This window comes from Paenibacillus massiliensis subsp. panacisoli DSM 21345, from assembly GCF_000426545.1.
GTDB classification, from domain to species: domain Bacteria; phylum Bacillota; class Bacilli; order Paenibacillales; family Paenibacillaceae; genus Paenibacillus; species Paenibacillus panacisoli.
In genome coordinates this window covers 299,656-320,009 of sequence record NZ_AUFO01000010.1, presented here as the reverse complement: position 1 = coordinate 320,009, position 20,354 = coordinate 299,656, and the positions used below count along the sequence as shown (strand labels likewise).

The window sequence follows — 20,354 nt, the reverse complement described above, 5'->3', positions numbered from 1 at the left end:
CCATTAGGAGTAAAGTTTTGTGACTTGGTGCAATTGATTCGTGTGATTGGTAAGTCTAGTCCATGCTTCCAGGCGCGTTGTGTCTTCTAAGCAAATACACCAGCTTGCGATAGTAGGTAGCGGCTTCCTTATATTTTCGCCCCTCCTCAGATATGGTCGCAAGCGCTTCATAGAGCTGCTCCAGTCGAAGCTCCTGCTGCGTCTCTTCATAGTATTCCAGACACGCAAGGGCCTGCTCTATGAACTGTTCATTGGCTCCGTAAGATAGAGCTAATTGACTCTGGTAAAACAGCAGTGTCATGTGCTGATCTCGGCTCAACGGCAGCTGTCCCAGCTCCTCCACCGCGGCAGACAATGTAGGCCAATGCTTGCGGACTAATGCCAGCTCACAACGGTAGATCGTTAGCGTCGGCCTAAGCAACTGCCTCGTCTCCTCCGGCTCCTTCTCCACCATTGACTGCAGCCGCGTAATATCCTCTAGCGCCTTGTCATATTTTCCTGACATCGTCTCTATAATAATGCGGTTGTTCATGATCGAGAGCATCACTTCACCAGCATTGGGAGCATAGACCAGATGAGCCTCAGCCATACTCAAGGCAGACAGAGCTTCTTGCAGCCAGCCTACAGCATAGCAATATCCACTATAGGCTACATACAGACCTGACAGTCTGTGGAATAAACGGTCATCGTATACCCGTCGCAGCGTTTCATCGAACACACGCTTGGCCTGCTCGAATTGCTTGAGGGATACATACGCTTCCATTTTCATATTTTGTGTAGTCAGCCATATCTCTGTCCCTGGCTCCACCTTGCTCAATAGCTTCTCTGCATGGTGCAATACATCATGATAGTGACCTTTCGAACGATAATGCTGTATTTTATAGAACAATAATGCCTTCTGGAGCGGTCCTGGCACGCTTACTTCATCCGGGCGGCCATACTTATCCAGGTAAAAGTTCAGATACGAGCTATGTATATATTCATAGGCTGCCAGATCATTCAATTGCTGATAGTAGACAGCCTTCATAAGGGCCGTGGTCAGCTCGATCGTCAGGGCAGGGGCCCGATCCGGCAGCTCGTGCACGTAGCTCTCTGGCACGAACGAAGCTGTCTGGGATAGCTGTTGGAAGATGTCTTCAGCCTGTGCTAGGACGGATTCGTCGGCTCGTGCTGCCTCTGTCAGATGATCCATTGGCACATTCAGCCTTGGAGCTAGCTGCTCCGCCAAATCGTCTGGCAATGGATAGCGGTCCGCCAAAATATTAGCAAAATGCGCCTGCGTAACCAGCCCGTCTACCAGTTCCTTGCGGGTAATTCCTCTTCGTTTGCATAAGTATTCTACTCGTTCCTTCAGCATGTGTGTCTGCCTCCTCCTCCTGACAAGCCCAATCAAGCGCCTCGCTGCTTGGGTGTTCTTGCTTCGTCATTGACATCTCACTGCGGTATGCTCTGCTTTATTATAAATTGCTGGGGCTCACTTTTCATGTCACATCCTAAAAAAAAGCTGCCCCCAGCAGCCAGCATTGGCCGTGAGAACAGCTTCTTCTTGAACTCGATGGATAGGTTTCATATCTCTTACCCAACGGGTCGGAGCAACAGCATTAGCCCTTCAGCGTGTAGAAGGCTTCTAGCTGATTCACAATCTCAGCCTTGTCGTTATCTACTACAACCTGATATTGAGGCATGGAGGACAAGCGAGCAATCGGCTCTGGGAATTGCTGTTCAATTCCCGTTAGTTCGATGGCTTCGTTGAACTTGGCAGGATGAGCCGTAGCAAAGGTGATCGTGACCTCGTCTGGCTCCTGATTCGCCTCATACGCAGCAATGCCACAGGCCGTATGTGGGTCTAGCAGATAGTCATACTCGGATTGGTACGACTTGATGATCTCCAGGCATTGCTCATTACTGGTACCATAAGCTGCAAAATCAGCCTGGACCTTCGCAAGATCCTCAGGACGGATGACGATAGCCCCCCGCTCCTTCAGTTGTGCCATATACTCTGATACCTGTACGGCATCCTCACCCAGCAAATAATACAGATAGCGCTCAAAGTTGCTCGCCACCTGAATATCCATAGAAGGACTATATGTGCTCTTGAAGCCACCCGGACGATATTCGCCAGTCTTCACGAAGCGCTCCAGAATGTTGTTCTCATTCGTGGCAATGATCAGCTTGTTCACCGGCAGCCCCATCTTCTTGGCCAGGAAGCCAGAGAAGATATTACCGAAGTTGCCAGAAGGTACACTGATGTTCACCTTAGAAGACTGACCGCTCTGCTCAATGTGCAGATAAGCGTAGAAATAATACACCGTCTGTGCCAGAATCCGTACAAAGTTAATGGAATTAATAGCCCGCAGATGATACTGACTCTTGAAATCAAGGTCAGCGAATAGCTCCTTGATCACGCCCTGGCAATCGTCAAAGTTGCCCTTAACCGACAGATTCAGTACATTCTCGTCCTGTACAGTCGTCATCTGCAGCTCCTGCACCTTACTTACCTTCTGATGCGGATGTAGGATACAGATCTTGATGCCTTCTTTACCACGTACACCCTGAATGGCGGCAGCTCCGGTATCCCCGGATGTTGCACCCAGAATGTGAATGATCTGCCCCTGCTTCTTGGACACGTAGGAGTAGAACTCACCCATGAACTGCAGTGCTACATCCTTGAATGCGAAGGTAGGGCCGTGGAACAGCTCCAGAATATACAAAGAGTCGTGCACCTTGTGCACCGGAGTCACCTCTGGTGTACGGAAGCTGGAATAGCTGCGACGCACCAGCTCTCTGAGGTCCTCACGCGGAATCTCATCATTGATGTACAAAGCGAAAATTTCCAAGAATAGCTCCTCATAGCTCAGCGTCTTCCATTGTTCCAACGTGGCGGCGGTTACCATCGGAATCTGTGCTGGTAGCATAAGACCGCCATCATCCGCCAAGCCCATCAGTACTGTCTCAATAAAGCCTTTACCTGTTACCTGTCCTCTTGTGCTTATATATTCCATGAACAAAGCATCCCCCATTGCTGATTAGATCTCTGCTGGTTATGACCAGTGAAGTCAACGTTACGCTACATACTTTCTGATATTATAGAATAAGAAAGTCCACAGCACAAGAACTATATTCCTCCATGGAGAGACAAATTCACATGGTATGCTCGGATGCCCTCTTCCAATTTCACCAATGAACACGGCGGCAAAGCCGGAAGCAGTATCACCTCCTTAGCTCTTCCGAGTCCCAGACTTTGCAAAAAAATCTCTGAACCGCAGTCTGCGACTCAGAGATTCATCTTATTCAGCAGACCATGCATATCATTACTTCATTGCTATTTCACCAGCTGCTGATGGAACATGGTCAGCATCGTACGCAGCTCTGAGATAGCCACCTGTCCTGGAGCAGAGGCTTGCTTGGCTGCGCCAAAGGTGACCGCCGAGCCAAATAGCTCACCAGATAACCGGCTGATCACCCCGTTTGCCGCCATCGACATCGTAATGATCGGACGATCCGCGTACTGCTCCTTCATCGTGTTGGTAGCGTCCAGCAGAGTAATCACATCCGCTGTGGAGGTTGGCATGACGGCGATCTTGGGCAGATCAGCACCAAGCTCCTGCATTTTCCGCAGGCGCCCTACCAGTTCATCCTTGGCTGGGGTCTTGTGAAAATCATGATTGGACATGATCACATGCACCTGATGTGCATGCGCCGTATCTACCAACAGTCGGACATCCTGCTCCGCATGGAACAGCTCGACATCGATCAGATCCGCTTGACCCGACTGTGCAATCGCCTGATTCAGCTTTACATAATAGGAAGAGCTTACCTCCTTCTCCCCACCCTCCTTCGCGCTGCGAAAGGTGAACACGAGTGGGGTGTCTGGCAACAGGGCTCGAATGGTCGCCAAGGCTTCTCTGACACGATCGATGTCCTCTACCTGCTCATAGAAATCCACCCGCCACTCGACAAGATCGGGGCTCAGAAGCCGCAGCTCCGCTGCTTCCTCCTTCAGTCGCTCCAGATTAGCGCCTACTATGGAGACACAGATTTTCGGGATGCCCGCGCCAATAGTTATGCCCTTGATGGTTAGTGTGTTTGCCAAAATGACCTACTCCTTCTTCCTGATGTGGATATGGATATGGATATGGTATTACGTACTCTCAGTTGCCTGCTGCTCCTGACTACTATTTTTGGAAGAGCCATACAGCTTCAGGATTGCCTGGGCGCGCTCAGCAATGGTATCTATTAAATGCTCTGGCTGTACCAGCTTCATCCGCTCACCAAAGCCCATGACGTATTCCACAATCTCCTCTTCATCATTGAAATGTAGACTCACACGAGTCCAGGCATTCTCGTCCGTTACTCCCTCTCCACCACGCTCTTCATGAAGATGTATATGCTTGACGAATTTCCCTGTAAAGGTAAGACGCCCCAGAATAGAGCGATGTGCCAGCACGTCGGCCTCATAGACAGGAATGCCCTGTACGAACTCATTCTTGCTCTGGTGCCAGTATGCACGCAAGGAAAATTCTGCTGGACGAACGATGGCATCAGAGGTGATCTGAACAGACAACATCCGCGACAATCTATAGCTGCGCAGTTGATCTTTCCCGGAGCTTGCTACCAAATACCATGTATTCCCCTTAGCTACCAGCCCGAGTGGAGCCACGCTACGCTGGATACGACTGCCGTCGGCTTTCTCGTATTCCATTTGTAGCTGAAGCTCCTCCCATACTGCCTCATACACAAGTGCGAACCGCTCAGCCTGCTCCTTACTCTCTACAGCAGGTGCCCAGGTGCCTGTGTCGATATAGATTTTGTCCAGAAACTGCTCGGCCTCACGCTTCATCGGTGAAGGGAGGGCATGCAGCAGCTTGGCGCGGACTTCATCCTCCCGAGCAGGTAAACCTAGTTGTCTCATAATTGTATCGGAAGGAACGATGAACAAGGACTTGATCTCATGCAGCCTCATCATTCCTAATCGACTGCGGAAATCCTCCATCAGCCGCCAGCCTCCATCCGGCCCGCGCTCCGAATAGACGGGTAGGCCCGCCACGCTTAACGCCTCCAGATCACGTATGACTGTACGACTGGAGACCTCAAGACGCTCTGCCAGTTCACGGGTGGTCAGCTTGCCATGAGTCTGTAGCAGTAGGAGCAGCGCAAGCAGCCGATCGGCTCTCATAGGCTCCCTCCTTGCTGATTCGTATTATATATGACAATAGATGACATCATTATAGTGTAAAGTGAACGGTAAGACAACGAAAGGAGCTGTACACATGCAACCATTACAGGGAAAAGTAGCTTTAGTAGCCGGAGGTACTCGTGGTGCCGGAAGAGGCATAGCCGTCGAGCTAGGTGCAGCCGGAGCCACGGTATACGTCACTGGCCGCACGACGCGTACGCAGATTTCGGAATACAATCGGCCCGAGACCATCGAGGACACGGCAGAGCTGGTGAACGAGGCTGGGGGGATTGGCATCCCCGTGCAGGTCGATCATCTACAGTCAGAGCAGGTGAAGGCTCTGATCACCCGCATTGAGCAGGAGCAAGGCCGATTGGATATCCTCGTGAACGATATTTGGGGTGGTGAGCTGCTCACAGACTGGAACGTCCCGGTCTGGGAGCATTCGCTGGACAACGGACTGCGTCTGCTTCGTCTTGCACTTGATACCCATTTGATTACAAGCCACTATGCCTTGCCATTGTTAATCCGCCAAGCAGGAGGTCTGGTCGTGGAAATGACGGACGGTACCGCCGAATACAACCAATCACACTATCGTCTGTCGCTCTTCTACGATCTGGCCAAGACGGCTGTAAGCCGGATGGCATGGGGGCTAAGTCATGATCTGAAGCCGCATGCTTGCACAGCTGTCTCACTGACACCAGGCTGGATGCGATCCGAGATGATGCTGGAGCATTTTGGCGTCACCGAATCGAATTGGGAGGATGCGACGAAGCAGGAGCCTCATTTTGCCATATCCGAGACGCCGTTCTATGTAGGTCGCGCCGTAGCAGCCCTAGCCGCCGATGAAGACAAGGCTCGCTGGAATGGGCATTCGTTGTCCAGCGGCCAGTTGGCCCAAGTCTACGGATTCACTGATAGGGACGGGTCCAGGCCCGATTGCTTCCGTTATCTGGTGGAGGTGCAGGAGGCAGGAAAGCCTGCTCAGACCGAAGGCTACCGCTAGACAGTCATGGCGAGCAGTACCTTGATCGAATCTGATTTCAGTGTGAATGATTTGAAGAGATCGTGACTTAAAGAGATCGTGATTTGCGGAAAGCGGGGAAGCCCTGGAGAAATGATAGTGGCCGCCCTTAACCTTGCTGTTCATCCGCTTTTCAAGGTCGTTCGAAAGAGCAGCAAGTTTAACAGTGATCAACAGCGCTCCCCGCTTGCAGCAACTCTACACTCACATTGGATCTGGTTAAACTGGTCAAGGTACTAAGAGGTCTGGGAATATGATGTTTGGTGTGAAGTGTGTAATGTGTAACGTAAAGCTAACGCTCCGTCCTAAGCTCAGAGGGGGACAGTGATTTGTATTTCTTGAAGGTCCGGCTGAAGTAGGACACGTCCTTGAAGCCAATGGCCCAGGCAATCTCGGAGACCGTCATACTGGAATGACGTAGCAGCTGCTCGGATCTATTGATGCGAAGCTGATTGATGTACTCCGAGATCGTCCTGCCCGTCAGGCTGCTGAACAGACGACTGAAATGATAACGGCTCAGCCCGATCAGGTCAGCGAGCTCGCTGGCCGTAAGCTCCTGGTCCAGATGCCCGTCAATATAGTCGAATACCGGAGCGAAGCGCTGCAGATTCCTCGTTCGAGTCTCATGCTGCGGGAGCTGACTACACTCGGTGACATAGCTACGAACCAACAAGGTCAGCAGGCGATACAGGGACGACTTGATCGACAGCTCATAGCCCGGCTCCTGCTCTCTGAACTCCCCAATCATGGCATCCATGCATCGATTCAGATTGGCATCACGCTCAATCCGATTCTGGAACAGAATCTGGTTCCGGGCGATCGGGGCTATGTATTTGGTCTCAATGGCATCTGGCGACAGGCTATGCAGCAGCGCAATATCCACAATGAGCACATGGTATGCCAGCTCGTCGGATTGGCAGACACCCATATGCAGATCATTGCTATTTAGCACGACAAGATCCCCGCCCTTTACACGCAGAGGTACTCCATTACATTCAATAACCGCTTCTCCTGATACAAAATATTGCAGCTCCAGATGGGCATGCCAGTGGTGCTGGAATATGACCTGCCCTTTGGTATCGTAACGCAATGAATTAAGCTTGGCTGGAAAATGAGGATCTGGCATATTCATTTCTTCTCGTAACGCTGTCATTCTGCTCACGTCCATCCCTCCTGAAGCGCACAATTATTCAAATAAACAGCACATGGCTACATAGCCTAGAGATTGCTCTCCCGCTACAATGAAGTCAATCCTCATGGAGTTGTACATCGTTTATGTCTACATTTGAAGCAACAAGCATCCCGAAAGGAGCTGGTTCAATTGAAAAAAGTACATATCGGTGTCATTGGAGCAGGAAGTATATCCGACTTCCATCTTCGACCCTACCGTAATCATCCGGACGTCGTCATCGAGGCCATTTGCGATAACAACAAAGCACGAGCGGAGCAAGTAGCCACGGCGAACGGCGCTACGAAGGCTTATTCTGACTACCGGGAGTTGCTGGCTGACAGTGCCATTGATGCCGTCAGTATCTGCACCTGGAATAGCACCCACGCCGAGATTAGTATTGCCGCACTACAAGCGGGCAAGCATGTACTCATCGAGAAGCCGCTATGCCGCACCGTTGATGAGGCTATTCGTATACAGGAGGCAGTACGCAGCTCTGGAAACATTTTGCAGGTTGGCTTCGTTCGACGCTATGATCCCAATGTTCAAATGCTCCGTTCGTTCGTCGAGGCTGGAGAATTCGGAGAACTGTACTATGCCAAGGCATCAACCATTCGCAGATTGGGGAATCCAGGGGGTTGGTTCAGTGATGTGGATCGTTCAGGCGGAGGCCCCTTGATTGATATTGGCGTGCACGTCATTGATCTATGCTGGTATATGATGGGCCGCCCCAGAGCCGTATCCGTCAGCGGAAACACCTATTACCGTCTGGGCAATCGCGCACATATCGCGAACCTCTCCCGTTACCAGGCTGCGGACTATGACGCTAGTAAGAACAACGTTGAGGACATGGCCAATGCCTTAATCCGATTCGAGAACGGAGCGTCTCTATTCGTCGATGTTAGCTTCTCGCTCCATGCACAGCGTAACGAAAGCTCAGTCAAGCTATATGGAGATCAAGGGGGGCTGGAGATTGATCCTCAGCTGGTGATGGTCTCCGAGAAAAATAACACTATCTTAAATATTCATCCACAGACAGATAGTGCCACTTTCCAGGTGGACACCGCATTTGCGAATGAAATTGCTCACTTCATCGAATGCATTCAATCAGGCAAGGAGCCGCTTAGTCCTGTTGAGGATGGTGTGGAGATTACGAAAATTCTTAATGCCGTCTACACATCTGCCCAGCTTGGGAAGGAGGTACAGCTGTGAAGCTTGGATTAAGCAGCTATAGCCTGTATAACGCACTGCGCAAGGGTGAAATGGATATCGGCGGCTTCATTGATTATGCAGCTGAGCTCGGAAGTGAGCATATCGAAATTGTGCCTCTCGGCTTCGATCTGACAGAGCAACCGGAACTAATTGATCGGATTCGCTCTCAAGCGCTTGCCGCCGGGCTGGAGATATCCAACTATGCGATCGGAGCCAATTTCCTGACGAACCATGATGACGCTTACGAGGCGGAAATTGAGCGTGTCAAGAGCCAGGTGAATATCGCCGCTCGTCTGGGTGTCAAGCTTATGAGACATGATGTGGCCTCCAGTAAGGATGTCTCTATTGGACATTTTAACAGGCAGCTCGACCGTCTGGCCCACGCTTGCCGTACGGTAGCACGATATGCTGCTGCCTTCGGAATCACTACGAGTGTAGAGAATCACGGATACTTCATTCAGCATAGTGATCGTGTCCAGGCGCTGGTCGAAGCAGTGGAGGAACCCAATTACAAGACAACACTGGATATTGGTAATTTCATGTGTGCCGACGAGAACCCGGTGGTTGCTGTCCGCAATAATCTTCCCTATGCATCCATGATTCACATCAAGGATTTCTATCTTCGTCCCGCTCGTGCAGATTCACCAGATGGCCCTGGAGAAGGCTGGTTCCGAACCACTGGCGGCAACTATCTGAGAGGGGCTATTGCCGGACATGGAGATCTGGATCTCCGAGAGGTGCTGCGCTCCATTAAGCAATCAGGCTATGACGGCTATCTGTCCCTCGAATTCGAAGGGATGGAGGATTGTCGCACAGGCTCCAGGATTGGCATGGCCAACGTTCGCCGGATCTGGAATGAGCTATAGGCGGAAGACGCGTGTAGTCAGGCATCACGATAGCGGCGAACGAAACGGATGGCAGCCTCAAGCTCGATATGTGGCTGCTGTCCTGCTTCCCGCTCAATCGTCAAATATCCGGCATATCCAATCGCCTGCAAGGCTGCAAAATAGGCTTCAAAATCAACCGCCCCCTCCCCCAGCGGAACCTCCCGGAAGCCAGCTCCTGTCTCAGCCATTGTCGCGATCTGATCATGACTTAACTTCCCATATACCTCATAAGGATCAACCTCCCTTAATCGGATACCGTCCTTCACATGTGTATGAACAATATAATCTCTCAAGCTATATACGCCTTGGACGGGATCATCGCCTGTCACCATCACCATATTGGCCGGATCAAAATTCACCGCAACACCAGGTGTGTTCAATGAATCCAGGAACTGCTTCAATCGGTCGGCAGGCTCGGGTCCTGTCTCAATCGCAAAATATCCCCCAAGAGCCGAAGCCGCGCGTCCCAGCTCATTGCATGCCTCCTGAAGCACTTTATATTCATCATGATTCGTATCTTTAGGAATAATGCCAATATGGGTCGTCACGATCCGGCAATCCAAGTCAAGCGCCATCTCCATCACCCGCTTGGATTGCTCGATTCGGTGCGGATTGTCCGCAGCATGTCGGAAGCCCCAGCCGCCATAATCGGCGCATAGTGCAGAGATATCCAGGCTAAGCCCTGCAGCATATTGGCGCAGTTCCTTGCGCCTGTCCGTTGCCATCCGTATGGGGTCCATTTCCCCTTGGGTTGCCCAGATCTGAACGCCCTCCGCTCCTACCTTTCGGGCTTCAAGCAAATCCTGATACACCCCTCGACCGAAGCTGTCCGAGATGACTCCTATTTTGTTAGCAAATGCTGCCATTGTCCTCACGCTCCCTGTTCAGAATATGATTAGCCATATAGCCTTCATGTCAACAAGTGAATGTGAATCGCGCTGGAACTATATTCTATTTTAACTTTTCGTTGTTCATTTTCCTACTCATGTCTGGTACAAAGCTCGCTTGCATCTGCAAACGATGAGATCATTACATGTATGATTACATATATACGGATAGCAAAAAATGAAAAAAAAGGTGGTGCACCGTCGTTATGACAGTACACCACCCGAGACACAGCAACCTTATGAGCTCATAGGCCGCTGTTGCTATTCAATTATTTCAACAAAACGCATTCTATAGATGCAATACCGTCAGGGGCTACTATCCCCAGCAGTCTGACCTTGCATTATAATCCGTTTGTCTTACAGCTCGTAAGCATCCACCATGACAGGCTCAGCATAATTCTGCTCCAGATCGCGACGCTTGGTCTTCACGACTTCTGGCGGCTCTACCGCTGGAGACATCGGATGAAGCAGCCAGGACTTCACATAATGCGTATCCGATACCTTGAACAAAGGTGGCTCCTTCTCAAAGTCAATATTCATAGCATAGGAGCTTCTCAGCGCAAATGCATCACCTTTAGGCGGATGCAGCAAGTCTGGTGGCGTTCCTGGAATCGCAGTCAGCTTGCTACCTCTGCTGTCCAGATGCGGCATGGATGCAAGCAATCCCCATGTGTATGGATGACGCGGATCGTAGAAGATTTCCTGTACCGTTCCAGTTTCCACAATCTGACCAGCATACATAACCGCTACGCGGTCTGCCATTTTAGCTACGACACCAAGGTCATGGGTAATGAAAATAATGGCTGTCCCAATCTTCTTCTGCAGATCCTTCATCAGTTCCAGAATCTGAGCTTGGATCGTAACGTCAAGAGCCGTTGTTGGCTCGTCCGCAATCAGCAGCTTAGGGTCAGCAGCCAGTGCCATTGCAATAACGACCCGCTGACGCATACCGCCACTGAATTCATGCGGATATTGATTAAAGCGTTGCTCCGGCAATGGAATACCTACCAGATCCAGCAGCTCAATTGCCCGCTTGCGCGCTGCTTCTTTATTCATTTTTTTGTGCTTGAACAGCACCTCTGTAATCTGCTTACCTACCTTGATTGTCGGGTTCAGAGAGGTCATCGGATCTTGGAAGATCATGCCGATCTCATTACCACGAATGCTCTGCATCTGCTTGTCATTCTTCTTAATGATTTCCTGACCGTCAAACATAATCTGTCCACGCTTGTACATTCCTTGTGGCTCAGGGATTAGCTTCATGATGGCCTGTGAGGTAACGCTCTTGCCTGAACCGGATTCACCTACGATGGCAAGTGTCTCCCCTTTGTTCACGTAAAAGCTGACTCCGCGGATCGCCTGCAGCTCGCCGCCACGAGTCTTAAATGATATAGCTAAATCCTTAACTTCCAAAAGACGACTCATATGTTATATCACTCACATTCATTATTTAATAAGAAAAACATCAATCGACGTACTTGCGTAGAAGATAGACCGCTTTAAGCAGTTGTTTTTCTTGCGATTATACAAATGACCAGCTCCGCTAAAGCTGTTAGGTTGTATAATCTAAAGAAAAACATCAATCGACGTACTTGCGTAAGAAGATAGACCGCCCTAAGCGGATGTTTTTCTTGCGATTACAAGATGACTCAGCTCCACTGATGCTTGTGCATGCTGCTCACAGTTATATAGACACAACTTGCACAATTATTTAATTTATTCTACCCACTCTCTGACCTGACGTCAAGAATTAAACAGTGGATAAAAAATAATAAAAACAACGGATTGACAGTAGCATAACTGCAAATAAACCAAATATTAGGTAATGATACCTATCTGATACATTGCACGATCTCTTACATTCTATACAATAATCCCTATGAACGTCAAAACAATCTTTGACATGTAACACTATTATGTCATGTTTATTAACACTCAAAAACACATTCAGAAATAACAGCTCCATCATGGGCTCACCAACCCAAATAATGACTAAATCCTGTTGAATGGAGACACAAGGTTTTCGTTTTTCAAAAAAATCGTTAAAATAGGATAGTACATCAAAGAATACAATGATGGTTTAGAAAGAGATTGTGAATCAGACTTCACGCTTTCGCTTGTACAATTTACGGATCTGAAGAGAGGTAATGAATACACATGATTATTAAACCAAGAACCAGAGGTTTTATCTGCACAACGGCTCATCCAGTCGGATGTGCTCAGCAAGTACGCGAGCAGGTACAATATGTACAATCCCAGCCAGCCATTAGCGGACCGAAAAATGTATTGGTCATCGGAGCTTCTGCAGGCTATGGACTGTCCTCACGCATTGTAGCAGCCTTCGGGGCTAATGCAAATACAATTGGCGTCTATCGTGAAAGCTCCGCAGGCAAGGGGCGCACAGCGTCTGCTGGCTGGTACAATTCGGCTGCCTTTGAAGAGGCAGCTCAGGAAGCTGGCCTCAAATCCTACAGTATTACAGGAGATGCCTTCTCAGCTGAGCTGAAGGCTGAAACGATTGAACTGATTCGTCGTGAGCTGGGCCAGGTTGATCTGGTGGTATACAGTGTAGCTACAGCTCGCCGTACCGATCCAGCTACAGGCGAGACCAAGACTTCCGTACTGAAGACACTCAATGGGACCTACACGAACAAAACGGTTAATTTCCATACCGGAGAAGTAAGCCAGGTTACTTTGGAGCCCGCTTCGGAGCAAGAGGTTGAGGATACTGTATTTGTCATGGGCGGTGAGGACTGGCAGGACTGGGTTAACCGCTTGCTCGAAGCTGGAGTGCTCGCAGACAACGCCACTACCATTGCCTATTCATACATTGGTTCGGAGATTACGAAGCCGATCTACCGCGACGGAACTATTGGCAGAGCCAAGGACCATCTGGAAGCTACAGCTCTTACAATGACCAACAAGCTCTCTTCTATTGGTGGACGCGCTTATGTTGCTGTCTGTAAGGCACTGGTTACCCAGTCCAGCTCGGCGATTCCAGTCGTTCCTCTCTACATCTCCGCACTGTATCGTGTAATGAAGGAGAAGGGGATTCATGAGGGCTGCATCGAGCAAATGTATCGTCTATTCGCAGATCGCCTGTATGCTGCTGACGGAACTCCAGTGGATGAGAAGGGACGCATCCGAATTGATGAACTGGAGCTGCGGGCTGATGTCCAGGAGGAGGTAGCACAGCTCTGGGCCGAAGTGGATACAGATAACATCTATGAGAAGACTGATCTGGAAGGCTATCGCCGTGAATTCTTCCGACTGTTCGGCTTCGAGATCGATGGTGTAGATTATGAGGCCGAGGTTGATCCTGAAGTAACCGTTGCAAATGTTATCAATAAATAAAAATAAATAACGAATACTCGATAATGCTAAGTTCATGCAGGCTCTCGGCCATGCCAACTAGCATGATCATGATTCAACAAAAGGATGCCCCGCTTGTACGACTTCGGGTCATCCTTTTTGGTCTTGCAATTAGCATGGTATCAACAACGGTCAAGCAGGCTCAACAGCAATGCAGATATCATAGTCAAAGCTATCTATTTCCTCTGGTGCAATTTCGAAAGGATTTACAGGCTGCAATCGATTCGCCTCAATCCAGTATACTCCCTCTTCCGATATAGCCTTATAGCCACTGCCGTCAATCCAGGCGAATAAATCCTGATAGATCGTGTTCAGGCGCTCACGGTCTCCCTCGAACCGAAGGATTACATACTCACGGGTGGGTACCTCCAGAAGCTCTGCAGGTTCCGGGAGGGGAGCATCATGAGACACCTTGACACCCACCTTAATTTTCATCGTACCGTCGCCCTCGTCCGTGTTCCACTGCGGAGAAAATACATATCCGATCTCTGCATCGAGGCGCAGGGAGTGTTCGTCAGGTAGCATGGCCTCAATACGCTTCCACTGTCTACGAACCTCATGCCCCAGCTTGGCGAAGGGTGCCTCCACGGTCAGTACAGCCGCCTTGAAGCCATCCAGCTTCTTGATCTCTACATCTTGGCTTGTGATCAACTGAATCTCCCCCTATCCAAATGTCATGTTCATTACTTCGGAAATGAAATCAACTGTGCCCAATTGCCGTCCAGATCCCAAAAATCAAAGAACTACATGGTGTACATAAAAACAGACTGACGGCGGATAAATACCGACGTCAGTCTACAACATTGATATGTTATTCGGTTCAAGAGTTGCCCTTCACCTACAGGCACGCTCATCAGGCATCATCCTGCATACCACTCTTGAATGACAACCTGAGAAGACTGAGTCATTGACTGTATCCTAGTTCAGATCGGATTAACATACAGCTTGCCTGGCGTCTCAATTTCAGCTTCATTTCCGGCTGCATCACGTATCCGAATGACGATAACACCACCCGAGAGACGAAGTGTATTCGGCGTATTGTAGTAGGCTTCATACCGTCCTGGAGCAGCCTCGAAGAATGAGATTTCATTCCGTGCGCTGCTGGAAACCAGCGGGACCTCAATCCGGAACGAGGCCTGCAGTCCCGGATCACTATCAAACGTCACACGCAGGGCTTCCCCCGGTGTAATCCGCACATCCTCTGTCGGCGTCACATTGCGAATCTCTGGCAGGGCTTGCTCCAGATGGACTGTACGGGTAATGCTAGTCTCGTTGCCAGCCAGATCCCTTGCTGTAATGGTAATCTGATTCTGCCCTTCTTCAATCAGCAAGCGATGACTGAAGCTTCCGTCCTCTTCCACCTGTACCTCTGCGCCGTTAATCGTCAAGGTGTGCAGGTAGGTGTCCTGGACTTTACCCGTCACCCGCAGATCCCCAGCATTCGTACGTGTACCGTCCACAGGTGCCGTGACCTCCAGCACTGGTACTGCTTGATCCAGAATGACATGCACTGGTGCGGAACGATCCGTAAGCTTGCCGTCTACCAGAGCCTGCACGCTCAGAGCATTGTCACCCGCTTGCAGCGTAATTGGCAGACTGAATTGCTGGTTCTCAACTGTCGTAGTGCCGACCAATTCCTCACCGTTGAAGAGCTGCAGCTCAGCTCCATCGGCAGGAGATGTACCCGTGACCGTCAATGTCTCCTCAGCTGTATAAGTATCCGCAGTTGGAGTTACGATGACCGGCGCATTGACCGGGTAGCGTACGAGCGCACGTATCATGTAGTTGCCTTCCTCAACAGGTGAGAGACTCCACGTTCCGCTGGCACGCTGCCAGCTGCGGAGTGCATTCGGGCTACTCTCGTCTGTCGCCAGACCCGGAGCTGCCGTCCCTGCTGGTGTCTGAATGTAGACAATGTAGAAGTCGCCCTCTACCGTTACGGGCTCTTCAAGCTCCAAGCGTGTCCATTCGTCATTCCGCAAGGCTGTTGCATCAAATGGACCTGCCAGCAGCCGTCCCGGTGCTCCACCCTCACCAGAAGCATCATATACCGCATACTGGAAGGCAGTACCACCTGGCTGCGGCCATTCTGTATTCCAGAACCGGATGGCAGCCCCCGTCACCTGAGCATGCTCCGATGCTGGAGTCATGCGTACAGCCCAGGCATTGCCTCCAGCATTGAAGGCACGTGCATTCTCTGGTGTACCGTCATCATACGCAATCTCACCCGGAAAGCCAATAAACGGCTTCAGCGCAATGGTTACCTCCTCGGTATCATTACCCGAGACTGTAACCGATACCGTATCAGCATAATAATCCTGTGCTGCCAGGGACAGCGTATAGTTACCCTCAAGCAATTGCAGTGTAAAGCGACCTGCTTGATCCGTAGTCACCACGGGAGCAGTTGCATCCTCCAGCACCACAACTCTGGCACCGACGATCGGTTGACCGCTGCGCTCATCTGTCACCACACCTTCAAGGGTACCTTGAGGAATAGCCTCCAGGTTAAAGGTAGCTCTCGTCTCTGTACCATCAGTAATGTTGACCTTGCGAGCCTGTGGATAATAGCCGTAGGCTTCTGCCTTCAGCGTATATTCTCCGGCCGTATGATGGAGTGTATAGCGGCCAGTAGCCGGATCTGTCTTCACGGAGCGTCCAGTCTCGACTACTGTAACCGTCGCGCTGGCTGGAAGGCTCTCCAGTCCAATCTCTCCTTTGTCTAATTCTGTGCTCACTGGTGTTTTGGTGGAGAAGTCTTCCTTGCCCGTAATGGTAATTTTGTAAGGAACCTCGTTCTTCTCTTGCTTCTCTTTGTCAGAGCTCAGCTCCAGCACAATGTCACGCGTCTTCGCAACACTTGGCAGAGCCGTATCCACGATCCGGAAATTATCAATGTACCAGCCCGTCTTTACCACACTACCGTCGGACTGTAGGCGGAAACGAACGATGACTTCCTCTCCGGTGTATGCATCCAGGCTATAATCGACAGGAGTCCATTTCTTGCCGAGCGTATTGTGCGAGAATTTGCCCAGCTCTGACCATGTATCTCCTCCATTACGAGAAATCTCGACATACCCGTAATCGTATCCTCCCTCTATCTCGAACCAATGCGAGAAGGACAACGTAGCATGCTCACGATCAGTCAAATCAATGACTGGGGAGGCTAACCAGAAGTTGGCACTACTCTCGTAGGTCCCGTCCAGATCCGTACCCCATACATTAGGCGGTGATACCGCTTCTACTGGACCTGGTGCTACAGGGACACCGCGCTCCCACTCATCCTTTGTTCCACCATGTGTCCAGCCATTGTCAGAGCCGGAATCAAAATTATCACTATAAATCACTTCAGGCAGACGATACTCAACTACCGCAACGTTGGACCGTTCACCTACATTTCCACTGTAATCCTTCGCTGCAACCGTATAATACGTCGAGCCTGTGACCGTAATGACATCATTAAAGGTCAGCCCTGTTGTCGTTCCGATCGCCGCGTAGTTAGTAGCTTCATAGGTTGCCCGAAACACCGTATATTCCTTCACATCCTCGTCCTGAGGGGCAGTCCAATTCAGACTAACCTGACCGGTAAAATTAACAGACGCACGTAGATCCTGAGGCGCACCCGGTGCAATGTCGTCCAATCTCTCAACAGCGAAGTCGTCAATATACCAACCAGCCTTCTGGGTCGTATTATCACTGGTAAGAGTGAACATCAGCTGTACCTGCTGTCCCGCATAAGGCGTCAAATCTACATACTGCTTGCGCCAGTCGCCGCTAGTACCCGTAAAGGTCAGCACAGGCTCGAAGGCGAAGTCATTCTCCTCAGCGGCTACAAGCACTTTGCCATAGTCAAAGTTGTTCTCAAAATCGTACCAGTGCTGGAATGACACGAGAGCCCCCTTCGCACTGTCACGCAGATCAATCGGAGGTGCAAGCAGGAAGGAATTCGCTCCAGCAGCATAAGTACCGCTCAGGTTGCTGGCGAATACCTTACTGCCCGAATAAGCTGATCCAGGCCCGCTTACCGGCTCTCCCCAAGCCCATGTATTTCCGGTCCCACCACTAGTGAAGCCGATTCGATCCGTCTCAAAATCCTGCGTATATCCAGGCTTCACACCACTGGATACCGTCACCTTGTACACTTCGCTGGTTACGCTGTTATTTCCATAATCATTTACACGAAGGTAGTACTCAATCTCTCCTTCATTCAGAATGAACGAAGGTATGGACGCTGTGTATACTCCATCTGTGCTATTACCCGAAATCCGTTCAAAAGGAAGGTACAGCCAATGCGACGAGCCAGCTTCTCTTACAAAGCCTTCGACAGACAGCACCGAGACGTTATCTGTCACCTTGGCCGTCAACAGAGCATCAGTCCCCTTGAAGACAACCTCCAGTGGTGTATGCTCCAGCACAGGCTCCTCCAGATCATCACCTCCGGTAACTACTCTACCGGATACACTACCCATTCCCTCCAGCACAGAGTTGACAGCATCTCTGGCATTGACAATCCCATGACCATAGCCGTTATTCGGTACCTGTGGATATTGACTATCCGTTCTTGGTACGGCTGTATCTATGATGATCTGTTCCAATTGATCGACCGTAAGTGAATGATTGGCTTGCAGCAGCAGAGCCGCAATCGCAGTCGTATGCGGTCCAGCCATTGATGTACCATCCCAATCCTGATTCTCATAACCGCCCCCAGGGACAGAGGAGCGGATATTTACACCTGGAGCGGATACTTCAGGTTTGATCTCTCCATACGGAGATGGTCCCAGCAGGGAGAAGCTCGCTAAATTACCATTGATATCCGTTGCACCTGTAGCGAAGGATTCAGGATAGTTCGCAGGATTCGCTACCGATCCAGGTCCGCCCGGGTTGGTCGGACGAGTGTTTCCAGCCGAGAATTCAGGGAAAATCTGAGCATCACGCCAAGCCTGGACGACAGGTCTGAACCACTCATCCATACCTGCGCCGCCTCCCCAGGAGTTGTTCACGACATCCGGGGCCAGCTCAGGATGAAGATTCCCTTCAGCGTCTACTGGAGCCAGCAGCCACTGGCCGCCATCCAGAATAATCGCATCGGTCGTCTCCGGGTTAAAGATTCGTACAGCCATCCATTTGGCTCCCGGGGCAACCCCGATGTAATTGGTACCGTCTGGTTCCGAGCCAACCATTGTACCCATCGTATGTGTACCATGACCATCCGTATCCTGTGGCAATCTGGAGCCGCTATGAGGGTCATACCAGCTCAGCTCAGGATTTACGATATTGCCTTGGGCATCAATCCCGCGCCATTTGCTGCGCAGAGCAGGATGTGTATAGTCCACGCCGGAATCCAGGTTGGCAACGACGATTCCGGTACCGTCAATTCCACGCTCCCATACCTCTGGGGCATTGACATATTTAATGTTCCACCATAGCGTTGAGGGGTCCACAGCATGCTTGACTGTGCCGTCAGGTAGCTTGTCTGTTACAGCGCTTTTGCCTCCGTCCTGAACGGCTGCATCTGTCGCTGGCTCTTTGGCTGGAGCAAGTGCTCCTGCTGCCCCTTGTTCATTCGCTGACTTCTGCTCAACATCTGCACCTTGAGAGGCCTTATCCTTCACAGCCTCTGCCTTAGTCTTTGCTGAAGCTGCCTCGACTGCTACCGGATCTGTCTTCGATGCAGCCGGAGTAGCATGATCCACTGCCTGTACAGGCTTGGCAGCTGTAGCTTGCGGAGCCCGATCGAGATAACGCGTCTCATTCGGCAGTAGCTTCTCTACCTCCGGAAGCTGTGCGATATTCTCCATTACTTCCTTGGTGCTTGTGATTGCAAGGGCATTGACGATGAAGTAGCTCTTATACTCCTTGACCTCTCCCTTTTCAAGCTCCTGCTCCAGATATTGCTCCAGCTCATACTGTGTCCGCGAAGCCGTATTCCGCAATGAGCTGATGACATTGCTGCGAACTGACATCTTGACCGCAGATGGCGTTAATTTCTGTAAGGTCGCCTGTTGCAGGCTATTCCGGGCAACCGACTGTGTATCTACCTGTTCCTTCATTTTGACGAGATAAGTGACGTACTCCCCTTGATCAAATTGCTTGCTTAGCTTGGCATCAATGCGACTGGATGCGGCGGGCGCCGAGCTAGATTTCAGCTCAATCTTGTCGGATGCTCCGGCATAGGCAGGCTGATACAATGTCACGGTAAGTAGGACAACCATTAGTAGTGCTACATGCTTTCGCAAAGCGGCGGCTGACTTGTTCACTCTCTCCACTCCCTTATATTTAGTGATTACTGTAAACCTCACAAAGTCCATATAGATTCCATACAGGTTCCATATAGATTCCAAGCTGTTTCTAATGCTGATTCTAAAGCTGCTTCAAAGGTGTCCTTTCCGTCGGCTGCGCCGGATGTACGCAGGGGTATATGTATCTGTCATTCACGCTGAACTCGCGTATCACCGGGTCAAACTTCTTGCTCCAAGCTTCTGTCTGTCGTTAAAGCATCACCTCCCTACAGTCATTGACTACTGAACACTTCTCGCAAGACAAAATTAATCTCCTAGCAGTACTACCAAAAAAGAGCTGAAATAGAGACGCAATGAAGACGCAATAACTGGAGAAGAGTAAGTAAACCTCA

The 20,354-nt window shown here is 50.4% G+C and carries 13 protein-coding genes; 4 read left to right on the top strand and 9 right to left on the bottom strand.

Annotation, left to right across the window (positions count from 1 at the left end):
* Positions 1-55: 55 nt before the first annotated feature.
* The 4 genes from K331_RS0109605 to K331_RS0109590 all read right to left on the bottom strand — a co-directional run bounded on the left by K331_RS0109605 (position 56) and on the right by K331_RS0109590 (position 5,176).
* Positions 56-1,357: a helix-turn-helix domain-containing protein gene (locus K331_RS0109605; protein ID WP_028590137.1), complete on the bottom strand. Its 1,302-nt coding sequence runs from the start codon at positions 1,355-1,357 to the stop codon at positions 56-58.
* Positions 1,358-1,601: 244 nt separating this feature from the next.
* Positions 1,602-3,002 (bottom strand): threonine synthase, encoded by a 1,401-nt coding sequence (gene thrC / locus K331_RS0109600; protein ID WP_028590136.1) that lies wholly within the window; start codon positions 3,000-3,002, stop codon positions 1,602-1,604.
* A gap of 320 nt (positions 3,003-3,322) precedes the next feature.
* Complete coding sequence (gene aroD / locus K331_RS0109595; RefSeq protein ID WP_028590135.1) at positions 3,323-4,093, bottom strand: type I 3-dehydroquinate dehydratase; 771 nt, start codon at positions 4,091-4,093, stop codon at positions 3,323-3,325.
* A gap of 48 nt (positions 4,094-4,141) precedes the next feature.
* A complete protein-coding gene (locus K331_RS0109590; protein ID WP_028590134.1) occupies positions 4,142-5,176 on the bottom strand; it encodes a helix-turn-helix transcriptional regulator in 1,035 nt (344 codons plus the stop codon).
* Positions 5,177-5,270: 94 nt separating this feature from the next.
* Here K331_RS0109590 and K331_RS0109585 point away from each other — a divergent pair, with 94 nt between their 5' ends.
* Positions 5,271-6,182 (top strand): SDR family oxidoreductase, encoded by a 912-nt coding sequence (locus K331_RS0109585; RefSeq protein WP_028590133.1) that lies wholly within the window; start codon positions 5,271-5,273, stop codon positions 6,180-6,182.
* A 310-nt stretch (positions 6,183-6,492) separates the two neighbouring features.
* On the opposite strand, the gene K331_RS0109580 is transcribed toward K331_RS0109585, so the two are convergent.
* The gene (locus tag K331_RS0109580; protein ID WP_028590132.1) at positions 6,493-7,368 is read right to left on the bottom strand and encodes an AraC family transcriptional regulator; all 876 of its coding nucleotides are present in this window, start codon (positions 7,366-7,368) and stop codon (positions 6,493-6,495) included.
* 153 nt (positions 7,369-7,521) lie between these two features.
* Here K331_RS0109580 and K331_RS0109575 point away from each other — a divergent pair, with 153 nt between their 5' ends.
* The gene (locus K331_RS0109575; protein ID WP_028590131.1) at positions 7,522-8,580 is read left to right on the top strand and encodes a Gfo/Idh/MocA family protein; all 1,059 of its coding nucleotides are present in this window, start codon (positions 7,522-7,524) and stop codon (positions 8,578-8,580) included.
* Positions 8,577-9,446 carry a sugar phosphate isomerase/epimerase family protein gene (locus tag K331_RS0109570; RefSeq protein WP_028590130.1) on the top strand — a complete coding sequence of 290 codons (870 nt, stop codon included), beginning with the start codon at positions 8,577-8,579 and terminating at the stop codon, positions 9,444-9,446. The genes K331_RS0109575 and K331_RS0109570 overlap by 4 nt, the downstream gene beginning before the upstream one ends.
* Before the next feature lie 17 nt (positions 9,447-9,463).
* Here K331_RS0109570 and K331_RS0109565 read toward each other — a convergent pair whose 3' ends face one another.
* Both K331_RS0109565 and K331_RS0109560 read right to left on the bottom strand, forming a co-directional pair.
* Positions 9,464-10,333 (bottom strand): sugar phosphate isomerase/epimerase family protein, encoded by an 870-nt coding sequence (locus K331_RS0109565; protein ID WP_028590129.1) that lies wholly within the window; start codon positions 10,331-10,333, stop codon positions 9,464-9,466.
* A gap of 378 nt (positions 10,334-10,711) precedes the next feature.
* On the bottom strand, positions 10,712-11,779 hold the full coding sequence (locus K331_RS0109560) for an ABC transporter ATP-binding protein (RefSeq protein WP_028590128.1): 1,068 nt from the start codon (positions 11,777-11,779) through the stop codon (positions 10,712-10,714).
* Positions 11,780-12,511: 732 nt separating this feature from the next.
* Between K331_RS0109560 and fabV the strand changes: the two genes are divergently transcribed.
* Positions 12,512-13,708 carry an enoyl-ACP reductase FabV gene (fabV, locus tag K331_RS0109555; RefSeq protein WP_028590127.1) on the top strand — a complete coding sequence of 399 codons (1,197 nt, stop codon included), beginning with the start codon at positions 12,512-12,514 and terminating at the stop codon, positions 13,706-13,708.
* A gap of 150 nt (positions 13,709-13,858) precedes the next feature.
* Here the strand turns inward: fabV and K331_RS0109550 are convergent, their stop codons facing one another.
* On the bottom strand, positions 13,859-14,377 hold the full coding sequence (locus tag K331_RS0109550; protein ID WP_028590126.1) for a GyrI-like domain-containing protein: 519 nt from the start codon (positions 14,375-14,377) through the stop codon (positions 13,859-13,861).
* Positions 14,378-14,649: 272 nt separating this feature from the next.
* A complete protein-coding gene (locus tag K331_RS29220; RefSeq protein WP_226383570.1) occupies positions 14,650-19,935 on the bottom strand; it encodes a S8 family serine peptidase in 5,286 nt (1,761 codons plus the stop codon).
* Positions 19,936-20,354 lie beyond the last annotated feature (419 nt).